The sequence below is a fragment of the Candidatus Tisiphia endosymbiont of Stenodema calcarata genome, from assembly GCF_964030695.1.
Taxonomy (GTDB): Bacteria; Pseudomonadota; Alphaproteobacteria; order Rickettsiales; family Rickettsiaceae; genus Tisiphia.
In genome coordinates, this window is sequence record NZ_OZ034911.1 from 463,945 (window position 1) to 484,771 (window position 20,827).

At 32.6% G+C, this 20,827-nt stretch carries 17 protein-coding genes and 1 pseudogene; 12 read left to right on the top strand and 6 right to left on the bottom strand.

Annotated elements, in window-relative coordinates:
* Positions 1-51 precede the first annotated feature (51 nt).
* The 4 genes from ACQH1W_RS02115 (at position 52) to ligA (ending at position 6,914) form a co-directional block, all read left to right on the top strand.
* Positions 52-1,554 (top strand): Npt1/Npt2 family nucleotide transporter, encoded by a 1,503-nt coding sequence (locus tag ACQH1W_RS02115; RefSeq protein WP_375333198.1) that lies wholly within the window; start codon positions 52-54, stop codon positions 1,552-1,554.
* Position 1,555: 1 nt separating this feature from the next.
* The gene (locus ACQH1W_RS02120) at positions 1,556-3,223 is read left to right on the top strand and encodes a hypothetical protein (protein WP_375332914.1); all 1,668 of its coding nucleotides are present in this window, start codon (positions 1,556-1,558) and stop codon (positions 3,221-3,223) included.
* Positions 3,224-3,496: 273 nt separating this feature from the next.
* On the top strand, positions 3,497-4,480 hold the full coding sequence (locus ACQH1W_RS02125) for a polyprenyl synthetase family protein (RefSeq protein WP_375332915.1): 984 nt from the start codon (positions 3,497-3,499) through the stop codon (positions 4,478-4,480).
* 334 nt (positions 4,481-4,814) lie between these two features.
* On the top strand, positions 4,815-6,914 hold the full coding sequence (ligA, locus tag ACQH1W_RS02130) for an NAD-dependent DNA ligase LigA (protein ID WP_375332916.1): 2,100 nt from the start codon (positions 4,815-4,817) through the stop codon (positions 6,912-6,914).
* Here ligA and fmt read toward each other — a convergent pair.
* Both fmt and def read right to left on the bottom strand, forming a co-directional pair.
* The gene (fmt, locus tag ACQH1W_RS02135; protein ID WP_375332917.1) at positions 6,903-7,823 is read right to left on the bottom strand and encodes a methionyl-tRNA formyltransferase; all 921 of its coding nucleotides are present in this window, start codon (positions 7,821-7,823) and stop codon (positions 6,903-6,905) included. The genes ligA and fmt overlap by 12 nt on opposite strands.
* Positions 7,820-8,347: a peptide deformylase gene (def, locus tag ACQH1W_RS02140; protein ID WP_425361122.1), complete on the bottom strand. Its 528-nt coding sequence runs from the start codon at positions 8,345-8,347 to the stop codon at positions 7,820-7,822. The genes fmt and def overlap by 4 nt, the downstream gene beginning before the upstream one ends.
* An 839-nt stretch (positions 8,348-9,186) precedes the next feature.
* Here def and ACQH1W_RS02145 point away from each other — a divergent pair.
* Positions 9,187-9,516, top strand: a complete 330-nt coding sequence (locus tag ACQH1W_RS02145) for a hypothetical protein (protein ID WP_341763126.1) — start codon at positions 9,187-9,189, stop codon at positions 9,514-9,516.
* A 511-nt stretch (positions 9,517-10,027) separates the two neighbouring features.
* Complete coding sequence (gene hpf, locus ACQH1W_RS02150; RefSeq protein WP_341762089.1) at positions 10,028-10,612, top strand: ribosome hibernation-promoting factor, HPF/YfiA family; 585 nt, start codon at positions 10,028-10,030, stop codon at positions 10,610-10,612.
* A gap of 121 nt (positions 10,613-10,733) precedes the next feature.
* Here the strand turns inward: hpf and ACQH1W_RS02155 are convergent, their stop codons facing one another.
* The 4 genes and pseudogenes from ACQH1W_RS02155 to ACQH1W_RS02170 form a co-directional block, all read right to left on the bottom strand.
* Positions 10,734-11,507, bottom strand: coding sequence for a phage tail protein (locus ACQH1W_RS02155; RefSeq protein WP_375333199.1), 774 nt, complete (start codon positions 11,505-11,507; stop codon positions 10,734-10,736).
* Positions 11,508-11,525: 18 nt separating this feature from the next.
* A pseudogene (locus tag ACQH1W_RS02160) lies at positions 11,526-12,308 on the bottom strand (baseplate megatron protein TIM-barrel domain-containing protein); the annotation flags it as partial.
* Positions 12,309-12,335: 27 nt separating this feature from the next.
* The gene (locus ACQH1W_RS02165) at positions 12,336-13,550 is read right to left on the bottom strand and encodes a hypothetical protein (protein WP_425361123.1); all 1,215 of its coding nucleotides are present in this window, start codon (positions 13,548-13,550) and stop codon (positions 12,336-12,338) included.
* Between the two features lie 132 nt (positions 13,551-13,682).
* Positions 13,683-13,904: a hypothetical protein gene (locus ACQH1W_RS02170; protein ID WP_341763127.1), complete on the bottom strand. Its 222-nt coding sequence runs from the start codon at positions 13,902-13,904 to the stop codon at positions 13,683-13,685.
* Between the two features lie 343 nt (positions 13,905-14,247).
* On the opposite strand from ACQH1W_RS02170, the gene ACQH1W_RS02175 reads away from it, so the two are divergent.
* From ACQH1W_RS02175 to ftsA, 6 genes are all read left to right on the top strand, one after another.
* Positions 14,248-14,925, top strand: coding sequence for a hypothetical protein (locus tag ACQH1W_RS02175; protein ID WP_375332919.1), 678 nt, complete (start codon positions 14,248-14,250; stop codon positions 14,923-14,925).
* Positions 14,926-15,055: 130 nt separating this feature from the next.
* Positions 15,056-16,540: a UDP-N-acetylmuramate--L-alanine ligase gene (gene murC, locus ACQH1W_RS02180; RefSeq protein ID WP_425361124.1), complete on the top strand. Its 1,485-nt coding sequence runs from the start codon at positions 15,056-15,058 to the stop codon at positions 16,538-16,540.
* A gap of 405 nt (positions 16,541-16,945) precedes the next feature.
* Positions 16,946-17,833 (top strand): UDP-N-acetylmuramate dehydrogenase, encoded by an 888-nt coding sequence (gene murB, locus ACQH1W_RS02185; protein WP_375332921.1) that lies wholly within the window; start codon positions 16,946-16,948, stop codon positions 17,831-17,833.
* Positions 17,826-18,788 (top strand): D-alanine--D-alanine ligase, encoded by a 963-nt coding sequence (locus ACQH1W_RS02190; RefSeq protein WP_375332922.1) that lies wholly within the window; start codon positions 17,826-17,828, stop codon positions 18,786-18,788. The genes murB and ACQH1W_RS02190 overlap by 8 nt, the downstream gene beginning before the upstream one ends.
* Positions 18,785-19,579 carry a cell division protein FtsQ/DivIB gene (locus ACQH1W_RS02195; RefSeq protein ID WP_375332923.1) on the top strand — a complete coding sequence of 265 codons (795 nt, stop codon included), beginning with the start codon at positions 18,785-18,787 and terminating at the stop codon, positions 19,577-19,579. Before ACQH1W_RS02190 ends, ACQH1W_RS02195 begins: the two co-directional genes overlap by 4 nt.
* Positions 19,580-19,584: 5 nt before the next feature.
* Positions 19,585-20,823, top strand: coding sequence for a cell division protein FtsA (gene ftsA, locus ACQH1W_RS02200; RefSeq protein WP_425361125.1), 1,239 nt, complete (start codon positions 19,585-19,587; stop codon positions 20,821-20,823).
* Positions 20,824-20,827: the final 4 nt, after the last annotated feature.

Genomic DNA, 20,827 nt, shown 5'->3' on the forward strand with positions numbered 1-20,827 from the left:
TCTATGTTAAATAGATAGAGTTAGTCTTTAGGTAATTTTTTGTATAAAATAATGTTACCATTCAAAAGTATTTTTACTAAAATTCAGGAAATCATTTGGCCTATAGAAAGAGAGGAATTGAAACTTTTTTTGCCTATGGCATTAATGATGCTGTGTATTCTTTTTAATTTTGGAACACTTAGATCCGTTAAAGACGGATTGGTCATACCATCAATAGGAGCAGAAGTCATTAGTTTTCTAAAACTTTGGTTTGTTCTTCCTTCCTCTATATTATTTACTATAATATATGTAAAACTTAGTAATCACGTACGTTTTGAATATATTTTTTATATAGTAATTTCGAGTTTTTTGCTTTTTTTCCTGATATTTGCTTATATCATTTACCCTAATCAGGACTTTTATCATCCAAATGCTGAGCAGGTAGAACATTTAGTATCATTGTATCCTAATTTTCGATGGTTTATCAAGATAATGGGTAAGTGGAGTTATGCTCTCATGTATATCTGTTCAGAATTATGGAGTGCAGTAATTATTAATCTAATGTTTTGGCAATTTGCTAATAATATTTTTGATACCAGTAAAGCGAAACGTTTCTATCCAATTTTAGGAATGGTAGGTAATGTTGGTTTGATTTTAGCTGGCAATGTATTAGTAGCTTTCTCAAATGTACGAGGGGTAGTCGATGCTCAAGTTATAATAAATGAAGATTTGCAATATAAGTCAGAACTAATGCTACAACCTGTTATTTCTATAATAGTGTTTGCCGGTATAATTTCCATGGTATTATTTAGGTTAATTAATTATTTTATTTTGAATGACAAGGTGCTAAAGGCTGATTTCCAAATAGTTCAAATACAGGCAAAAACTTCCTTATCACTTATGGATAGTATAAGGTTGGTTATTAACTCAAAATATATTGGACGCATTGCTTTATTGATAATTTGTTATGCACTACTAATTAATATAGTAGAAGGTCCGTGGAAAGCTAAGGTAAGGGAGCTTAATCCCAATACGTTAGATTATATACATTTTATGGGTAGGTTTAATATTTGGATGGGAATTTCTAGCGTTACTTTTATGATAGTTGGTAGTAATGTGATTAGGAAATTTACTTGGTTAATTTCAGCATTATTAACACCCTTAATGCTTTTTATAACTGGCTTAATGTTTTTTATCTTTGTTATTTTCTCAGAATATATAAGTTTTGGTATAAAGGACTTTAATCCAATTTATGCGGCTGTAATTATCGGAGGAGTACAAAATATTCTAAGTAAATCAACTAAATATTCGTTATTTGATTCAACAAAGGAAATGGCATATATTCCTTTATCATTAGAACTTCGAACAAAAGGTAAAGCTGCTGTTGAGGTTATAGGTATTAAATTTGGTAAGTCTTTAGGAGCTTTTATCCAGTCTTTTATATTTATTATAGTGCCTACTGCCACATGTGATTCAATAGTAGTTTATTTACTAACAATTTTTATTATTATAGTTATTTTGTGGTTTTGGAATATAGTACAACTAAATCGTGAATATGTGAAGTTATGTAATTAGCATGCGAAAAACGTTAATATATATATCAGTTATAATTGCTGTAATCCTATTGATTTATACCATCTCATGGTTGGTAATTGTTACTTCTTTAGCTAATAAGATTAATGGGCAATATAGTAACCGTTATATCGCTGTTAATTCAATAGATAGTGAACAAAGATATTTCATTAAGTTTAATAAAGTTGCTCTCTATGGTTTTCCGTTTAAAATTGCCTTGCAAGTAATTGGTTGGCATGAAGAGGGAGAAAATAGTATAATTGAATTTAATTCCCCGATTTATATAGGTTATGATTTACTGAAACAGGCTTGCTTTGTTAGTTATTTTGGTAACGCAACAGGTCGCTATAAACCTATTGATTTGGGATTTGGTACAAGATTCGAAAGTGGTAATTATTCTTTTATAGCAAAAATTCCTTTAAGCTTTAAGTTACTTAAGGTTTTTATACAAAAAAAAGATCCGTTTGAAATTATAAATTTTATAAAAGAATTGGAATTAACATCTGACAAGACAAAAATTTTTGATTTAGTTGACGGGCAAAAACTATATGATGAAGATCATACAATTATTTCATTTTCACTAGAAAAGAATAAATACTATACTGATATAGAAGATTTTAAAAATAATGTGCCACAAAAATTAAATATCGCTTATTCAACAAAAATATTAGAAAGTAATATTATAAACAGAAGAATACCAGCTGGTCTTTTATTATATAGATTTGCTTGGCCGATGCCTTTTAGTTTTGAAGGTAAGTTTTATATAAAAACTAATAAATCTTTATATAGTGAGTTTGCTAAAGATTTAGAAATAAAAATGATATCAAGCAAGTTCTCAAGTAGTATCCAAGAATCCTTGACTACTTTATTGTATCAAAGTAAAGTAGAAGAAAGTAGCAATGATAGTCATCTTAAGGTTGAATCAAAAATTGATTTGAAGCCAGGATTTTCCGATAATATATTGAATTCTGTACAGTACTTATTGTCATATATATCGCTACTCCCTAATAGTTCATCTTTAATAGAAGAATTACAATATATTAACAGTAATAAAGATAAATTCAACTTGACTGAATTAGAGAACCATCAATATATTTTTGATTTAGATATAGATTTTCTTGCTAGAAAACAAGATATAATGAGAGCTCAAATAAATAATCTTAGTTTGTTTTCTAATAATACCGGATTTCGATTATCAAGCGAATGCAGGCTAGATGCATTTAGAAAATTTGATATTAAGGGACTTGTTGTCTTTAATAATTATTTAAAGGCAACGGATATTATAACCAATTATTTCTTTAACTTGGGTAGGTTTAAAACATTCTCAGAAGATAGTCGTATTGTATACAAAGAAGGTACGAAGTATTTTTTAAAAACCATATCAGATCATCCTGATTCTAACTCAGGTGACATAAGTTTTGAGTATAAATTAGATTCAAGTAATATAGAAAAAGGCAAAATAGGTTCCGTAGACTTTAATAAATTTTTGCCATTATATTATCTAGCATTATACAAAAAAGCCTCGGAAAAAATACATATTGGTGATAATGTAACAAAAAGGATACAAGAACTAGTACCTGATTTTAATGAGCATCATTCATTGTTAAAACAATTAATGATCCAGCCTTTTTTGGAGGTTGATAGTGATGTTTGGCAGGAAATCATAAAATAACCTCAGTTCTATATAAGAATTAATAATTCTTATATAGAACTGGCTTTGTTATAAGGAAAAATGCATTCTTGAAGCAGCTGACGCGGGTGCATTTTAACTTTTTTCATCATTCAATATGTGATTTTAATTATTAAAATCACATATTGAATGGAGTATTATATTTTAACAATCAGGTGTAGAACCGCTTCAAACCTGATTGTTTCTATATATAATACTGAATTCGATGTAACTTGTTACATCGAATTCAGGTTAAAATAGCATTAGAGATGTAAATTGGATACTATAAAAATAATACATAAAGATTTAGCAGTAGAACTGTCTAGCTTAAATAAACTTATTCTGACCCACTTAGCTGCCAAAGAACCACTAGTTGGCGTAGTAGGTAAATATTTATTGGAATTTGGTGGAAAGAGAATACGGCCATTACTAACAATTTTAACTAGTAAAATGTTTGGTTATGTCGGTGAAGATAATATAAAACTTGCTGGGGCTGTAGAATTTATTCATGCAGCAACTTTACTTCATGACGATGTAGTAGATGAAAGTACAATGAGAAGATCCAAACCTACTGCTAACGTTGTTTGGGGGAGTAAGGCTAGTATTCTAGTTGGAGATTTTTTATTTAGTCAATCATTTCAGCTAATGGTAGATACCAAATCTGTTAAAGCTATGAAATCTTTATCAAGAGCTTCGGCAATTATATCAGAAGGTGAAGTTTCTCAGCTTGTGAAATTGAATCAGCGGAGAATTATTGACGAAACGGAATATAATGAAATAATTATGGCTAAAACGGCAGAGTTATTTGGAGTATCTTGTGAAGTAGGAGCAATTATTTCTAGTCAATCTAACGAGATTTGTGAAAGTTTACAAAAATTTGGTAGATATTTAGGAAATATTTTCCAAATTATTGATGATTTATTTGATTATTTAGGAAATAGTCATGATATGGGCAAGAATATAGGTGATGATTTTTTAGAAGGAAAAATAACTCTACCCCTAATCTTTTTATATAAGAAGCTTGATGATACCGGGCAATTAACAGTTCAGAAAATGATTAAGGCGGATAATAGATCTGAGAGTGAATTTGAGATAATACGGAATTTGATGATACAACATGGTATTAAGCAACAAATTATCGACCATCTAGCAAACATTAAGAATGAGGCTAGTAATTTATTGGAGCAAATCCCTATACAGAATATTTATAAAGATCATTTAGCTTCTTTACTTGAGTTTACGTTAAATAGATCTTATTAGCTTATGTTGCCAAAGAGATATAATGTCTTATACTCAAATGATTTGAAGAATTGGATTTGAAAATGAATGATGATCATGCATAACTGTTGAAAGTTAAAAAACCGTCTATTAGCGAGCGAACGTACGTGAGCGTGGCAATCCATGAAGCTTGTCATATAGATTGCTTCGTCGACCTACGGTCTCCACAACTGTCAAAAGTTTACAAACACCTATACCACAGCGTCATTGCGAGCGTAAGCGAAACAATCTATAGATAAATGATGTTACTGGATTGCTTCGTCGGTCTTACAGCCTCCTCGCAATGACGTCTGATCTTTAAACTTTTACGATTAATATGCAAAATATTCCAACCAATATTGAACATCTTTCTGAATCAGAGGTAGAAAACTTACTAAAACAACTGGCAAGTGAGATAGAAAAATATAATAAAGCATATCACCAAGAAGATACTCCTCTGATTTCTGATGCTGAATATGATCAATTATTTAATTTAAATCTTGAACTTGAAAAAAAATTTCCTCATCTTGTGCTGGCAAATAGTCCAACTAAACAAATCGGTAGCCTAGCTGCAGAGAAATTTTCTAAAGTAAAACATATAAATCCAATGTTTTCTCTTAGTAATGCATTTGATAATGAGGATGTATCAGAATTTATAAATAGAATAAAGAATTTCTTACGTCTTGATAGTTTTCAACCTATCTTTTGCGAACCTAAAATAGACGGTCTATCTTTTTCTGCTACCTATAAGAATGGCATACTCACCACTGCTGCGACAAGAGGGGATGGTTTTATTGGAGAAGATATAACTGAAAATATTAAGACTATCAAGAATTTCCCTCATTCAATAGTATCAAGCCCCGAAATTTTGGAAGTACGAGGTGAGGTCTATATTAATAAAAATGATTTCCTATTATTAAATCAAGTACAGGAATTATATGGGAAAGATAAGTTTGCAAATCCACGTAATGCTGCTGCCGGATCATTAAGGCAGTTAGATCCAAACATTACAGCAAGTAGATCACTACAATATTTTGTTTATGCTGTGGGAAGTAGTAGTAGCAAAATAGCTGATTCTCAAGATGCTTTATTACATAAACTGAAAGAGCTAGGATTTATTGTTAATAATATAGGAAAATTAGCGTATTCTGAAGATGATCTGAAATTTTTCTACGAATATTTGAATTCATCTAGAGATCAATTGCCTTATGAAATTGATGGTGTTGTGTATAAGTTAAATGATTTTGCTTTGCAGCAAAGAATGGGGTTTATTGCAAGAAGTCCAAGATTTGCTATTGCTCATAAATTCCCTGCAATAGTTGGTCAAACTAAACTAATTAATATTACTCTACAAGTAGGTAGGACAGGTGTATTAACGCCTGTTGCTGAGTTAGAGCCGCTTTCTATTGGGGGAGTTAGGGTATCAAGAGCTACATTACATAATTATCAGGAAATCATAAGGAAAGATATAAGGATCAATGATTATGTATTTTTGCAGAGGGCAGGTGATGTCATACCGCAAATTACTGCCGTAGATTTTACTCGACGTTCTAGTGAATCACAAAAAATCGATATGCCAAAACTTTGCCCATCTTGTGGTTCTCATTTACATTATAATCAAGAGACAATAATAATTCGTTGTGATAATGGGTTAAATTGCCCTGCTCAGAATTACGAACGAATTTGTCATTTTAGCTCTAAAAATGCTTTAGATATAGACGGTTTAGGAAAAAAGCAAATAGAATTTCTACTGAAAGAGTCTTTAATAAAAAATCCAGTGGATATTTTTTATTTACAAAATAATAATGAAAAAAGCTTAGTCAAGCTTGAAAATATGATAGGATGGGGGCGAAGATCTGTAGAAAACTTATTCGCAAACATCGACAAAGCTAAAAATGTTTCCTTAAACAGATTCATTTATTCCTTAGGAATTAGGCATATTGGCGAACAAAATGCCAAATTACTTGCTCGAGAATTTCAGAATTATGGTAATTTTATAGAAGCTATGGAATCTTTATTAAAAGGTGATCAGCCTATGTACCAAAGGTTAAATGATCTAGAAGGAATAGGAGATAAAATTTTGGTGGATATTATCGACTTCTTTGATATTAAAGAAAATCTACAAATTATTCATCAGCTAAGTAAAATTTTAGAAATTCAAGACTATAGTGGTCAAACCACCAAAACCGCATTAACTGGCAAAGTTGTGGTATTTACCGGTTCTCTACTCACTCTTTCAAGAGCAGAAGCAAAATCTCAGGCAGAGAAGTTAGGAGCTAAAGTAAGTAGTAGTGTTTCGTCTGCTACTGCTTTAGTGGTAGCGGGTAGCGATGCCGGTAGTAAACTCAGAAAAGCTAAGGAGCTTGGAATTAAAATTATTGATGAAGACGAGTGGTTGGAGTTAGTATATACTAATTCTCCCACATCAATCCAATAAAGTACCTAGGGGGATTTGTACCCCACGTATAAATTCTTCAACGTTTAAAGCTTTTCTTCCTTCTTGCTGTAATTTTTTGATAATCAAAGTACCCTTACCACAAGCTATCTCCAAGACACTATTATTAACCACAGTACCAGGAGGTAATTTAACATCCAAATCATTATAATACGCTTCTAGGATCTTTATAACTTTACCTCTATATTCAAAATATATTCCAGGCCATGGATTCATACCGCGAATTCTACAATCTATTTTGTAAGCAGTCTCATACCAATCGATCTTTCCTTCTTCTTTCTTGAGTTTATGAGCATAAGTTACTCCATCTTTATCTTGGACAATCCTTGGTAAGTTATCAATATTATCTAAAGTTTTAACCAATAAATCAGCCCCTATTTCTGCACATTGGTCATGCAAAATTGGTAAAGTTATTCTAGGAGAGAGTGAAAACGAATGCTGCAATATAATATCACCAGTATCCCACCCCTCATCCATCTGCATTATGCATACAGAAGTTTCAGGGTCTCCCTCTATAATAGTACGCTGCAATGGGGCCGCTCCCCTATGACGTGGTAAACTTGAGGGATGGATATTAAGACATCCATATTTTTTGGCTTGTAGGATAGCTTGTGGTATCAAAAACCCATAAGCAACTACTACTATTATATCTGCATCAATTGAATTAATTAAATTGGTTATTTCTTCGGTTCTCAAGGTTTTAGGGGTATAAGTTGGAATATCATATTTTGATGCCAAACTATGGATAGGTGATGCTACCTCATTTAGTCCCCTTCCTTTAGATTTTGCAGCTTGAGTGAATACGGCAACCACTTGGTGATCTTTGCTGTTAATTAAACTTTTAAGAGTAGGTACAGCAAATTCTGGCGTACCCATAAAAATTACTTTCACAAAATATTATTTTTTAGCTTTTTTAATTTACGTAATGCTACGTCCTTTTTCATATCACTTAAATAATCAATTAGTAGCCTACCATCTAAATGATCCATTTCATGTTGAATAACCCTAGCAAGCCAACCATCAGCTTTTAATTCTTGCTGGATATTATTATAATCTAAGAATCTTATAGTTATAGACTCAGACCTTGCTACCTCGACCTGTTGCTCCGGTAAAGATAAACACCCTTCTACTGCCACAACTAATTCTTTAGATTTGTCTATTATCTTCGGGTCAGCGATAAATAATGGATAAAAACCAACAGGTCTTTCTGTATCATCATTATTCTGCAAATCAACTACCAATATACGTTTAGTTATTCCAATCTGAATGGCAGCTAACCCCACACCACGATCATGATACATAGTTTCAACCATGTCATCCATCAACTTTCTTATAGTATCATCGATTATACTTACTGGCAAAGATTTTTGTTTTAATCTTGAATCTGGAGCAGTAACAATAGGTAACACAGACATAGTACTTTAAAACCATAAATTATTTATAATTTTCTGCTTTGAAGAATTGTTTTTTGAAAATATCAGGAACTCGCGTGATAAATGTATACCTAGTTCCATAGTACCCTACATTTTTTATATAACCACTATTAAAATGGCTGCTGATCGTCTATTAGCGAGGAGTCGCGAAAAAGCGGCGACGCGGCAATCCAGGATACGCGAAGCGTTACTCTAAAAAAACAGCTTCGCTGTTTACCTAGATCGCCACGACATCTAAAGAGCCTTGCTATGACGATTATAGAAAAATGTAGGGTACTATGACCTAGTTCGCTTGTCCCTCATTTTCAAATCCAATTCGTAGGATCATTCGAATATACCAAAACATTTATATTGTACCACAAAATAACCAATGAGTCTAGTGTGAGCCATTTGCTAGCGAACGAAAAAAAGATGTGGGTAATAGTAAGCTACGCAGGGCTGATATCCACAACTGTTGAAAGTTAGTAAATACAGCTTCCTATACGTCACGAGTTACGGAGGCTGTAAGGCCGACGAAGCAATCCAGTAACATCATTTATCTATAGATTGTTTCCTAGATTGCTTCGCTTACGCTCGCTAATAGACGCTGTGGTATAGGTATTTGTAAACTTTCAACAGTTGTGGGCTGATATCCTCCTAATGGGGATGATTACTTGAGCCTAGTATTAACTTGTTACATCGAATACAGGTTAAATTATTAAGAAAGTTTAAAATATTTACACTTTTTTACCCTGAAACTATTAGTACACGCATAAAAATCATTATACTTCTTAGGTTCTGCACGCAGAACTTAATTAAAATCAATATATGGTAATAAATTTATGGTTAACAAAGTAAATATATATAATGTTATTAAATTCCAATCCCCATTTGAACGTCTTAAATCATACACTAATTCACCTGATGTCATCTTACGTAAAGCTATTATTACTCAGGCAATTATTGATGCAACCAATATATCAAAATTCCGCACAGCAAAAAAGCTAGAACAAGAAGCAAAATTATGGATTTTTGGTGGTAGTGAATCTTTTAAAGAAACTTGTCTAGAAGGTGGGATTGAGCCATCTTTTGTAGTAAGAGTAACTAAAGCAATTATAAAGCTACATAAGAATAAATCTAGGCTTAGAAAGTCATCACAACAAAACAGATAGTAAAAACAAAAAAAACATTATTTAGAACAAAATTATAACCTTATTTAAGTTAGCTATAAAATGTTACAATTTAGGTAAAATTACGGTCAAAGAATCGCTTTTTAACTGAAAAATACTTTAAAAGAACAATTTGAAGTAAGCGTTATAAGCTTATATTTTATCTAAAGCAATTATCAAGTCATTATAAAAATTTCAAAATAATGGCTTGAAATTCACATGATTATACATTAGTTTTATAGATAGGTAGTTATACGAATTAGGGATAAGAATTTGTTAATTCTTATATACTCTTCTGCTCCTACGAATTGTTTTTTGAAAATATCATGGATTCGCATGCGTAACTATACTATATGTACGCTACGCCTGCTCACTATTCATTTTCAAATCCAATTCGTAGGATCATTTGAGTATCCCAAATTCGGTGAAATTATCGAAACAATCAGATTTGAGACGACTCTGCATCTGATTATTACATATAATATTTGACTTAACTAAATATAAAGGGGATTTTATGCAAATATCAGTATCAGGTCAACATATTTCTATTGGGAATTCTTTGCAAGACTACGTAAAAAATCGTACTATGCAGGTGTCAGAAAAGTATTTTTGTGATGTAATAATTAGTGCAAATGTGCATTTTTCTAAACAAGGATTCCAATTGGTTTGTGATATTGTCGTGAATGATGGTACAGGCAGACATATGATATTGAAAGGTAACGCTGCTTCAGATGACATATATTCAGCGTTTGATATTGCTCTTGCTAGACTTGAAAAGCAGCTTAGAAAGTATAAATCTAAGCTCAAGGATCGTCATGATAGAGTTAAAATATCCGAAGTAACATCTAAAGCAGTTAAATATACTATAACACCCCATCAATATGAACATGAAGACGAAGATAATGTGGCAGCATATGATAATCCTGTAATTATAGCAGAAAAATCTGTAGAAATATTAACTCTATCAGTAAGTGGAGCAGTGATGAAAATGGATATGGAGAACCTTCCTGCTTTAATGTTTCAAAATAGTCATACTAATCGCATGAATGTAGTTTATTATCGTCGGGATGGGAATATATCTTGGATAGATTCCAAATAAATTTTTGCTGCTTATATACTCTAGAATAGAAAAGCAAGAATTGTGTTGACGCCTATGTGCAATGACGATCAGCAGCCATTTTAATAGTGGTTATATAAAAAAGGGTACTATAAGCAGCTATTCACTTGAATATATAACTCTCAACTTCATCAATAATTCCGTGAATTTCAGCTGTTAGGCGAAATAATCTCATGGAGATAATTCTAATCTGATATTGATAATTCCGATAATATAATATGATAAAATCCCCCGGTTGATATTTAATAAAATTTGCTGGCATGATAAATCTTAAAATTTTAGTTTCAGTAGCGGCATTTTTTAGGATTAACCGTCCTAATCTTTCAGCTTCAAGATAAGATAGTATAATAGGTAGTTTTAAGTTAGGAATAGCTCTATGTGAAAGATTCTCACTATTTATTTGGCAAAAGCTATTATTATAATCATCATACCGGTCGATAAAGTTTAGTGCTAGTTTACTAATAATGCTAGTTTTAGAAATTTCTATTTGTTCTAAATAACTATTGCTTGATAGTTTAACCAATATTTTGGGACTAATATGACTAGGGGTAGAATATCCACGTTTGGTGAACTTAATTTGTTCCTGATAAGCTATGATATCAAAGAAATATATAATCCGCAAAAGGTTAATAACATCAATACAAGACAAAGCTTTATTTAATACCAACCCTTCTACAGCTTCATCGAGAGTTGATATATCGATGTTCTTTAATGGAATACCGCATTTATAAGACAATTCGAGAATTATTGCCGCTAAACTACAAGCCCCAAATTTATTATTAACCCAATGCCCTTTTGCCCATAAGTTACCATCTCGCCAAATATTACTATGTGACCAAGCTGGGTAAGGTCTGGCATCCCAAGTCCATAAAAACATTTGTTCGATATATTCTTGCGTTTGCCAATATTCAATAAAACTTCGGATAGCTTTACGCTGAATAGAAAAATCAACTTCGCCAGTAGAATATCTCGGTACTCCACCATCACTACATAAAGGATCAAAGAATATATTAGGTTGATTAGTTGCTTTATCAATGGAAGGAAAGCCAAATTCCGTAAACCAAATTTTTTTCATTCTTGGTTGCCATTCTGTTGTAACACCATCAGGATTACGATGATAATTCTCCCACCAATATCTTAAATTCTTCCAAGCATAATCGGCAGCTAACTGATGCTTGCCACCATTTTTATCTATAAAGTAATCATATCCTTCACCTGATTGCCAGCCTTTCATGATTTCTTCTGGTAAAATTCCTGAATTTATGCTTCTCGTTACAGGAAAGTAGGCATCAATACCTACAAAATCTATATATTCTGAGGCAAATAATTTGTCTAAATTATACCATCCATCTTGTGTGTGATGATACTATGACCAATCTGCTGCATAAGTAACAAGTACATTATTACCCACGATTTCTTTGACTAATTTTGCTAATTTTATCAATTGGGTAACAGCGGGAAAATTATTATGTTGATCCTTGACGCTAGTTAAACCTATTAGTTCAGAACCGATTACGAAACCATCAATATGATCTTTAACCAATTTAGCATAATGTAGGATAAAATTATTATAACCCTCATCTTTATTAAAAAAATCTACTATTGAATTTACGCAGCCTGTTAAATGACCACGCCATGGCTTTTGCCAAACATCCAAAAAAAACATTGGATAAAACATAACTTTAAAGTTTCTACGTTTTAATTCCTATAAGTAACGGATTAAGCTAGCATCATTGACGCTGCCGCCATATTTAGGGAAATCATCTGCATCTCGTGATACTAGCCTTGCCGTATCACGTAAATATTTCCCAACTTGCCATTGTTCTGAATATTCTGTATTTGGGTCATTAAATTCCACAGCAGGTTTAATAGTACAACTTGCAATATCCAAACTATCGCCAAACCAACATACAACTGGTGCAACCCATTTGATGTTAGGGCATATAATTTTCATTTGATTTAGACTATAAAGACTATTAGCAATATTACGGTAATTATTTGAATTTATTGGTTTTTTACTAATGATACCGCCTAAAGAGTTTAGTATAGTTTTGTATTGTACTATAGTGTCGTAAACAAATTCTCCAGATCCTGGAATTATGTCAACAGCCTCAACTAAATCTTCTACACTCCGAAACTGTATCTGAGAGGTAATTTTGTTGTCAGAATCAAGCTCAAAATCCTCACATACGCTAAAGTATGTTCCGGTTTTTTGCTTGATTTTTCCTAGAAATTCCTCTCTCATATACAGTTTCGCAATAGAGCTATTATCGTCTTCAATGTCACCGGGAATATTAGCCTTCCTAGTTACTTCAAAGGAGAAGTTAGGCACTGAATTATTAAAATCAGCTAAGGGTAGGTCTTCAAATACAGCATAACTTAATCCACGAAATGCTGGTGCTTGACCTTGAGCTTCAGTTGCAGCAATTAAAGGATCGGGTAATTGCTCTTCTGACCCTAAATAAAGCCTGAATTTATATTGTTCAAGATTGAGTAACTGATCATTAACCCATACTCTACCAATTTCAGCTATTTCGCCTTCACATAAGCTAACTGCAAAGGATAAATAATATTCACATTCCGTTACATTATGGATAGAAGCAGTTTCGGTAGTAGCTGATAAACCTCGTTGTGTAACACTGGTAACTTGTACTTCCTTAATTTGACTTGCCCAAATTATTTTACCATTGACCCTTGCCGTACCAAAAACTAAGGTTATTGGATGTCCATATACAGCTTTTGATAAGGAAAAACTTTCTCTAATATTTTTAAAATGGTAATACTCCTCAGGTTCATAATTTAAATGTTCTAAGTAATCACCGAGTGTCCTACTGGCAAATCGCCCAATAGTGGATAATATACCGCCACCAAAAACACCACCAATGCTACTTCCTATGTTACCTAAAATCTGACCAAACATATTAATGCCTTATATTTATAGTTAATATAAGGCATTATATCATATAATATAGCTGCACTAAGTGTGGGTGGATATTTTTTTTAGCAATAGTCATATTTGTTTTCATAATGGGTTTCTATAATTTTATATTCCCTAATTGTGGTCGTTATTGTGGTCGTTCGTGTGTCCCTGTACATTGACAAGGGAAGTGTAAAACGTTGAGTTAGCAACACTATAAGGCAAGGAGAAGGATGGGGGAGAAACTGAATCATCAGAAACTGCATCAAGATTAACAGCAGGATTAACAGCAAGATTATCATCCTCTACTTTTGGTGATTTACTAAAGTAGCTATTAGATGGAAGACTATCAGTCATAAATTTATGCTCATTATTATTAATTAAAGATATAATCTAATAAATGTTAATTAATACAAACTAAATATTACAGAATTATTAAATTATAGTAATTAACTCTTACTAGACGAACATATATACGCATACTTGACCTTTTTGTAAAGCACCGGGTAATTGAATCATCATGTAGAGTTGTCAACTTCTTATTACTCTTATCACGGAAGTTCAATGTAACTTGTTACATCGAATTCAGGTTAATTAGAAAGATTATTACTTTATTAATTGTAAAAATTTATCTAATGTACTTAGTGTTTAATTATTTTATGTTATTATAATAAAATAATATAAATAGGGAGGTATAACTATGAGTAAATATGTAATGTTTTGTGGTATGAGTTTTGCTGGAAAAAACGAATATAGACAAATGTCTGTAGATTATCTTATGCAAGAAAGAAAGGTTGCACCAGAACTTATCTCGATTGTAGATGATCCAAAAAGTACTGAGTTTGGAGAGAAAATTGTTCAATTTGATAGAGTAGAAGATAAAATTAACAATACAGTAAGTGGAGCATTATATATAACTGCAAGCTGTAATATCTATGATAATCTAATTAGTAGTGCTTTAGAAAATCATCAGTACATATTTTGTAAAGGAGGGTTTCCAGAAGTAATTGGATACCAAGGTGCTGTTTGTGGAGATCAAGGATTTAGTTGGGAGATGCTAAAAAGACATTATACAGATCAGGTACAAACTACTCATAAGACCGTACAATTTCCTGATATAATATTTATTTGTGTTAATTCTTTTACTAGATCACAAATAATAGCTAAATGTAGTAATAGTAAAAGTTGGGAGGCAAAAATGACTGTAGATGAGTACGATCATTATTCTAATAAAATGAGAGCGACTTATGAAATTATGGCAGCAGATCACGAATTTACAGCAACAACAAAAATATTGCTTATTGATCCTACGGATTGCACACTTGCTAAAACTTGGGAATCACAAATAAAACCTGAAATAGATCAGCTAATGGGTTAGGTCACAGAGGTCTGTGATTATTGTTAGTGAGTATACTCAAATCAATCGAAATATTTTTTCTTAAAAGCTTGACCTTTGGTTAAAAACTGATTATGCAAGAGATAAACAACTATAACTATTATTATATAAAATGTTTTTATTAGAATTAAAAAAAATAAACGGAACTCTTGATACGATGCATTTTATAGGTATCGGAGGAATCGGTATGAGTGGCATTGCCGAAATACTCCATAATCTTGGATATAAAGTACAAGGTTCTGATATAGTAGAAGATTATAATACCAAAAGACTAGAAACTAATGGTATTAAGGTTTTCCTTGGTCATCAAGGACAAAATGTCACTAATGTTTCATATGTAGTAGTATCATCAGCTATAAATAAAGATAACCCTGAAATTCAGGAAGCCTTACATAGAAAGATACCAATAATTAGGCGGGCTGAAATGCTGGCTGAATTAATGAGGCTAAAATGCTCTGTAGCAATTTCTGGCTCACATGGCAAGACTACTACAACATCACTCGTTGCTTGTTTATTTGAAGCTGCCGGGCTTTGTCCGACTTTAATTAATGGTGGTATTGTTAATAGTAAATCTACTAACGCCTATCTTGGGTCTGGGAATTATCTGATAGCCGAAGCCGATGAGTCTGATGCAACTTTTATTCGTGTGCCATCAACAATTGCGGTAATAACTAATATTGATCCTGAGCATCTAGATTTTTACCATGATTTTGATAGTTTAATTCAAGCTTTTAGGAGCTTTATAACTAATTTACCATTTTATGGCTTTGCAGTTGCTTGTATTGATCATAAAGTTGTTAGAAATTTAGTAAGTAGCATCTTTGAGCGTAAAATTATAACTTATGGCATAGACTCAAATGATGCTCACATACAAGCCTTTAATTTGAATTTCGATATTACATCATCAACTTTTGATGTGCGAATTAACCTACCTAACGTAAATGGTGTAACAATTATAGAGCAAATTACCTTACCTACCCCAGGGAGACACAATATCCTTAATGCTCTTGCTGCTATAGCGATAGCTGTGGAACTTGATTTTGGTATTAAAATCATTAAAAATGGATTTAATAGTTTCAAAGGGATCAAACGGAGATTTACTAAGGTAGCCGAATATAACAGTGCTACCATAATTGATGATTATGCTCACCATCCAGAGGAAGTAAAAGCTACACTTGCTACAGCAAGAAACATTGCTAACAAGCAAAATAGTAAGATTATAGCAATCTTCCAACCACATAGGTACACAAGGGTTAAATATTTGTTTGATGATTTTTTGACTTGTTTTGTTGATGCTGACCAGGTGTATATCACGGATATATATGCTGGCGGGGAACAGCCAATAGATGGTATAACAGGAAAAAGTATAGTGGATGAAATCAACAATACTAAATCTCATCCAATGGCAGCCTTTATCGAGGATCACAAAGATATAGCTAAAATTATTATTAGTGAAGCTATGCCAAATGATATAATAGTAATGATGGGTGCTGGGAGCATTTCTGCTTGGGCCAATGATTTGCATCAGCAATTTACGCGAGAACGTCATTGCGAGGAGCCGCGAAGCTCGAACGAAGCAATACATAAAAGTGATTAAAAATGGATTGCCACGACCACTACGTGATCTCGCAATGACGTATAGGCGTCAACTTAGGAGCGTAATGATTGAACATGTATAAACAAATTAAACACAGCCGTCATCGCGAGGCATCGTTAGATGCCGTGGCGATCCAGATAAACAGCGAAGCTGTTTTTTAGAGTAACGCTTCGCGTATCTTAGATTGCCGCGTCGCCGCTTGCAGCGGCTTCTCGCAATGACGTTTAGGTTTAATTTACTTATACATGCTCAATCATTACGCTCTTAAGTTGACACCTATGCGCAATGACGTATAGGGAAACTATATTCACTAACTTTCAACAGTTGCGGCATCTAAAGAGCCTTGCTATGATGATTATAGAAAAATGTAGGGTATTATGGTATTAAGGGAGATATTTTATAATTATGAAATTACCTAAGACTGTTGGTGAATATAGAAATAATTACAATTTAAGTCATCTAACTTGGTTTAAAGTTGGTGGACCAGCTGAAGTCTTGTTTAAACCATTAGATGTACAAGATTTAGCAAATTTTGTATCACAAAACCAACAACAGAGGCCAATAACTGTTTTAGGGGCTGGATCAAATATTATCATTAGAGATGGTGGTATAGATGGAGTTGTAGTAAAACTTGGTCAAAATTTTACTAATATAGGATTTCAAGGCGATAACAAATTGTCAGTGGGAGCTGGTTGCCTGAACTATAATTTGGCAAAATTCTGTCAAAGTCAAGCAATTACCGGGTTTGAGTTTTTGGTTGGTATACCGGGTACTATAGGTGGTGGAGTGGTTATGAACGCTGGGGCGTATGGTTCAGAGTTTAAAGATATCATAATAGCAATTGAAGCAATAGACTCTAGAGGAAATTTTATCCTAATCCCTAACGAAAAGATAGGTTTTAAGTATCGTGGTAATAATTTACCAAAAGATTTGATTATAACTAGGGCTATCTTTAAGGCAACTATTGGGGAGCGAGAGATGATCCTAGCAAAAATGGATGAAATAAATAAAAATAGGCTAGCAACCCAGCCGATTAAAGAACGGACGAGCGGCAGTACATTTGCTAATCCAGAAAATCATAAAGCATGGCAACTAATTGACAAGGCTGGTATGAGAGGATACAGAATTGGTGGGGCTTCTATGTCGCAACTACATTGTAATTTTATGATAAACCATGGTAATAGCTCTGCTCGTGATTTAGAAGATCTAGGTGATCTCGTTAAAAAGAATGTATTTGAAGATAGTGGAATTAGTCTAGAATGGGAGATTAAACGAATAGGAAAATATGCATAAATATCATACTAGCTTTATTGCGAATTCTAAGGTTACCATATTGAGTAATAAAGGGAAAAAGCACGTGGCGCTAATAGGTGGCGGTATGTCGGCTGAACGAGAAATTTCTTTAGTATCATCTTCTGCAGTTAATAAAGCTTTGGTAGATAGTGGATATAAAGTTACTTTTATCGATATGGGAGTAGATATTGCATCAGTACTTTTGCAGGTAAAACCTGATGTAGTTTTTAATTGTTTACATGGCACTTATGGTGAAGATGGTTGTCTTCCTGGCTTACTAAATATCCTACGGATTCCTTATACTCACAGTGGCGTTCTTGCTTCTTCTTTAGCATTTAGTAAAACACATACAAAAGTATGGTTTGTTACCAATGATATTAAGATAGCCAAGAATATTGTAGTTAATAAATCTGATAATATTACCAACGACCCTATGCCAAGACCGTATGTTATAAAACCTATTACACAGGGATCAAGTATTGGTGTTGAGGTGATATTTGTTGAGGATGATTTTAACTTTGCTGATTATGATTTTCCTTATGGTGAAGTAATGATTGAGGAATATATTAAGGGGAGAGAAATGCAGGTCGCCGTTTTAAACGGTGAAGCCTTAGGGGTATTGGAAATAAAACTCCTAAAACGGCGGTTTTATGATTATGATACTAAGTACACAGAAGGGTTAGCACAGCATTTATGCCCAGCTCCATTACCACAGAATATGTATAATAAGTTACTAGAAGAGTCTGAAAGAATATATAAAATCATGCATTGCCGAGGTGCAATTAGAGCAGAGTTTATTTTGGATGAAAGCACAAATGAATTTTTTGCTCTAGAAATTAACACTCATCCTGGTATGACTCCCTTATCGATTATACCAGAAATAGCTGCTTCACAGGGAATAGATTTTTGCTCGCTAATTGAAAAAATTTTAGAAACAGCAAGCATTGACCCATGAAAAAGAATAAGATGTTTAATAAGAAAAAAAAAGCTAATATACCGCTGCGACGAAAGATTGGAGTGGTGTATGTTAGGGTGGTATTGTTTATTAAAATTATCCTAGTAGTTTTTCTTTCTTTATTTTTCTTCACCAACTATTTTACTTCTGTAAAACAAGAAATTGCCCAATATATTTACGAGTTCACTTCTGATCTTGGTTTTAGGCTTGAAAATGTTTTAATAGAAGGGCAATATAATATTCAGGAAGAAGATATATTGGCTACTTTAAATGCCGATAAGGGTACAGCTATTTTTTCTTTAGATTTGGATTCAATAAAAAGTAATTTAAGACGCAATCCTTGGATTAAAAATGTCTCAATTATTGAGAGAAGATTACCTAATACTCTTTACATAAGACTAATTGAGAGAATACCCATTGCTATTTGGCAGATTAACGGGCAAGTTTTTCTTATTGATCAAGAAGGATATAAAATTACCAATAATATAGGTAGTTTCTCTAATCTTTTGCATGTTGTGGGATCGGATGCTAATATTTATACTAGCAAATTAATTCAGGATTTAGCTAAACACCCTGAATTAGCTAAAAAAATTATCTCTTCTGTACGTTATGGAGGAAGACGTTGGGATTTAAATCTAGAGCAAGGTATTACTGTTAAAATGCCGGACTTAGGGTTTGAACATGCTTTAGATTATCTTGCAGGATTGGATATGAAAAATATATTATTTAATCAGAACTATAAAATTATAGATTTACGAGATTCGACTAAAGTTTATATGGAAAAATATTAAAAATTATGAAAGCCAAATTGTCTAACTTTGTTACTCTTGACCTTGGCAGTAGTAAAATAGCTTGCATTGCGGCATATATTGACAAAAGAGAGGAAGCAAAAATAATAAGCCAAAATCTGTATTACTCAAAAGGCATTAAATCAGGAGTTATATTAGATTTAAAAGAGGCAGAAAATAGCATAGTCGGGGCGATTTATGCATTAGAAAAAGATTGCGGTAAAAACATAAAAAAAATAACTATATCACTAACAGGCTATGGCACTAAGTCTTATTACATAAATAATAAAATAAAACTTTCTAATCAGCCAATCTCACAGCAAGATATCAAAAAACTTATCAAAAAAGCCCTATTGGAGTTCAAGCTTAAAGACCAAGAAATTATTCATTATTTTCCTATAGAATTTATTCTTGACGATAATAATGCTATTGAAGATCCAGTTGGGATGTTTGGCAAAGAATTAGGGTGTGAATTACATATTATTACAGCAAATTCTAATATGCTGATGAATATTACCAATTGTTTTGCAAAATGTCATGTTGAAATAAATAATATTATATTAGCAATTTACGCTTCGGGAATTGCTTGTCTTTCAAAAGATGAAAAAACTCTTGGCTCTATTATAATTGATATGGGTGCTAGAACTACCTCATTTGGTGTATTCGTCTCAGGTAAATTACTATATACAAGCTACATAGATATAGGTAGCTTTCATATTACATCTGACATAGCAAAAGTCTTTTCAGTAAGCCTTGATATTGCAGAAAAACTTAAAATTCTTCATGGTAATGCTATGCCATCTTCTTTTGATAAAGATAGTATTATTAGTTTAGAAGATTCTGAAATGGAGATTCCTGATAGCGGCAGACCAACAATTACTTCAAAATATCTTGCATCTGTTATTAATCCAAGAGTAGAAGAAATATTATTGATGGTTCAAGCAGAATATGACAGAGTTGTTGCAGGCAATATGATCGCTTATCGCATTGTTATTACCGGCGGCGGGGCAATGCTCCGAGGAGTAAAAGAACTGGCAAGCAAAATTTTTGAAAAACAAGTACGAATTGGTAAACCAGAGGTATTACCAGGTTTTGCTGAAGATTATAATCCCCATATATACTCCACTTCTATAGGTATGGTAAAAAATCAATCTTTAAAAATACAAAAAAATAATTTTAATATTAATGATAATAACGATACTAGTTGGTTTAAAAAATTTCTAATTTGGTTGAAGGAGAATATTTGAAAAG

Excerpts from the sequence above, each read along its gene's own strand:
- ACQH1W_RS02115 (WP_375333198.1), top strand. The coding sequence starts at position 52 with ATGTTACCATTCAAAAGTATTTTTACTAAAATTCAGGAAATCATTTGG.
- ACQH1W_RS02120 (WP_375332914.1), top strand. The coding sequence starts at position 1,556 with ATGCGAAAAACGTTAATATATATATCAGTTATAATTGCTGTAATCCTA.
- ligA (WP_375332916.1), top strand. The coding sequence starts at position 4,815 with ATGCAAAATATTCCAACCAATATTGAACATCTTTCTGAATCAGAGGTA.
- def (WP_425361122.1), bottom strand. The coding sequence starts at position 8,347 with ATGTCTGTGTTACCTATTGTTACTGCTCCAGATTCAAGATTAAAACAA.
- ACQH1W_RS02145 (WP_341763126.1), top strand. The coding sequence starts at position 9,187 with ATGGTTAACAAAGTAAATATATATAATGTTATTAAATTCCAATCCCCA.
- hpf (WP_341762089.1), top strand. The coding sequence starts at position 10,028 with ATGCAAATATCAGTATCAGGTCAACATATTTCTATTGGGAATTCTTTG.
- ACQH1W_RS02155 (WP_375333199.1), bottom strand. The coding sequence starts at position 11,507 with ATGTTTTTATGGACTTGGGATGCCAGACCTTACCCAGCTTGGTCACAT.
- ACQH1W_RS02165 (WP_425361123.1), bottom strand. The coding sequence starts at position 13,550 with ATGTTTGGTCAGATTTTAGGTAACATAGGAAGTAGCATTGGTGGTGTT.
- ACQH1W_RS02170 (WP_341763127.1), bottom strand. The coding sequence starts at position 13,904 with ATGACTGATAGTCTTCCATCTAATAGCTACTTTAGTAAATCACCAAAA.
- ACQH1W_RS02175 (WP_375332919.1), top strand. The coding sequence starts at position 14,248 with ATGAGTAAATATGTAATGTTTTGTGGTATGAGTTTTGCTGGAAAAAAC.
- murC (WP_425361124.1), top strand. The coding sequence starts at position 15,056 with ATGTTTTTATTAGAATTAAAAAAAATAAACGGAACTCTTGATACGATG.
- murB (WP_375332921.1), top strand. The coding sequence starts at position 16,946 with ATGAAATTACCTAAGACTGTTGGTGAATATAGAAATAATTACAATTTA.
- ACQH1W_RS02190 (WP_375332922.1), top strand. The coding sequence starts at position 17,826 with ATGCATAAATATCATACTAGCTTTATTGCGAATTCTAAGGTTACCATA.
- ACQH1W_RS02195 (WP_375332923.1), top strand. The coding sequence starts at position 18,785 with ATGAAAAAGAATAAGATGTTTAATAAGAAAAAAAAAGCTAATATACCG.
- ftsA (WP_425361125.1), top strand. The coding sequence starts at position 19,585 with ATGAAAGCCAAATTGTCTAACTTTGTTACTCTTGACCTTGGCAGTAGT.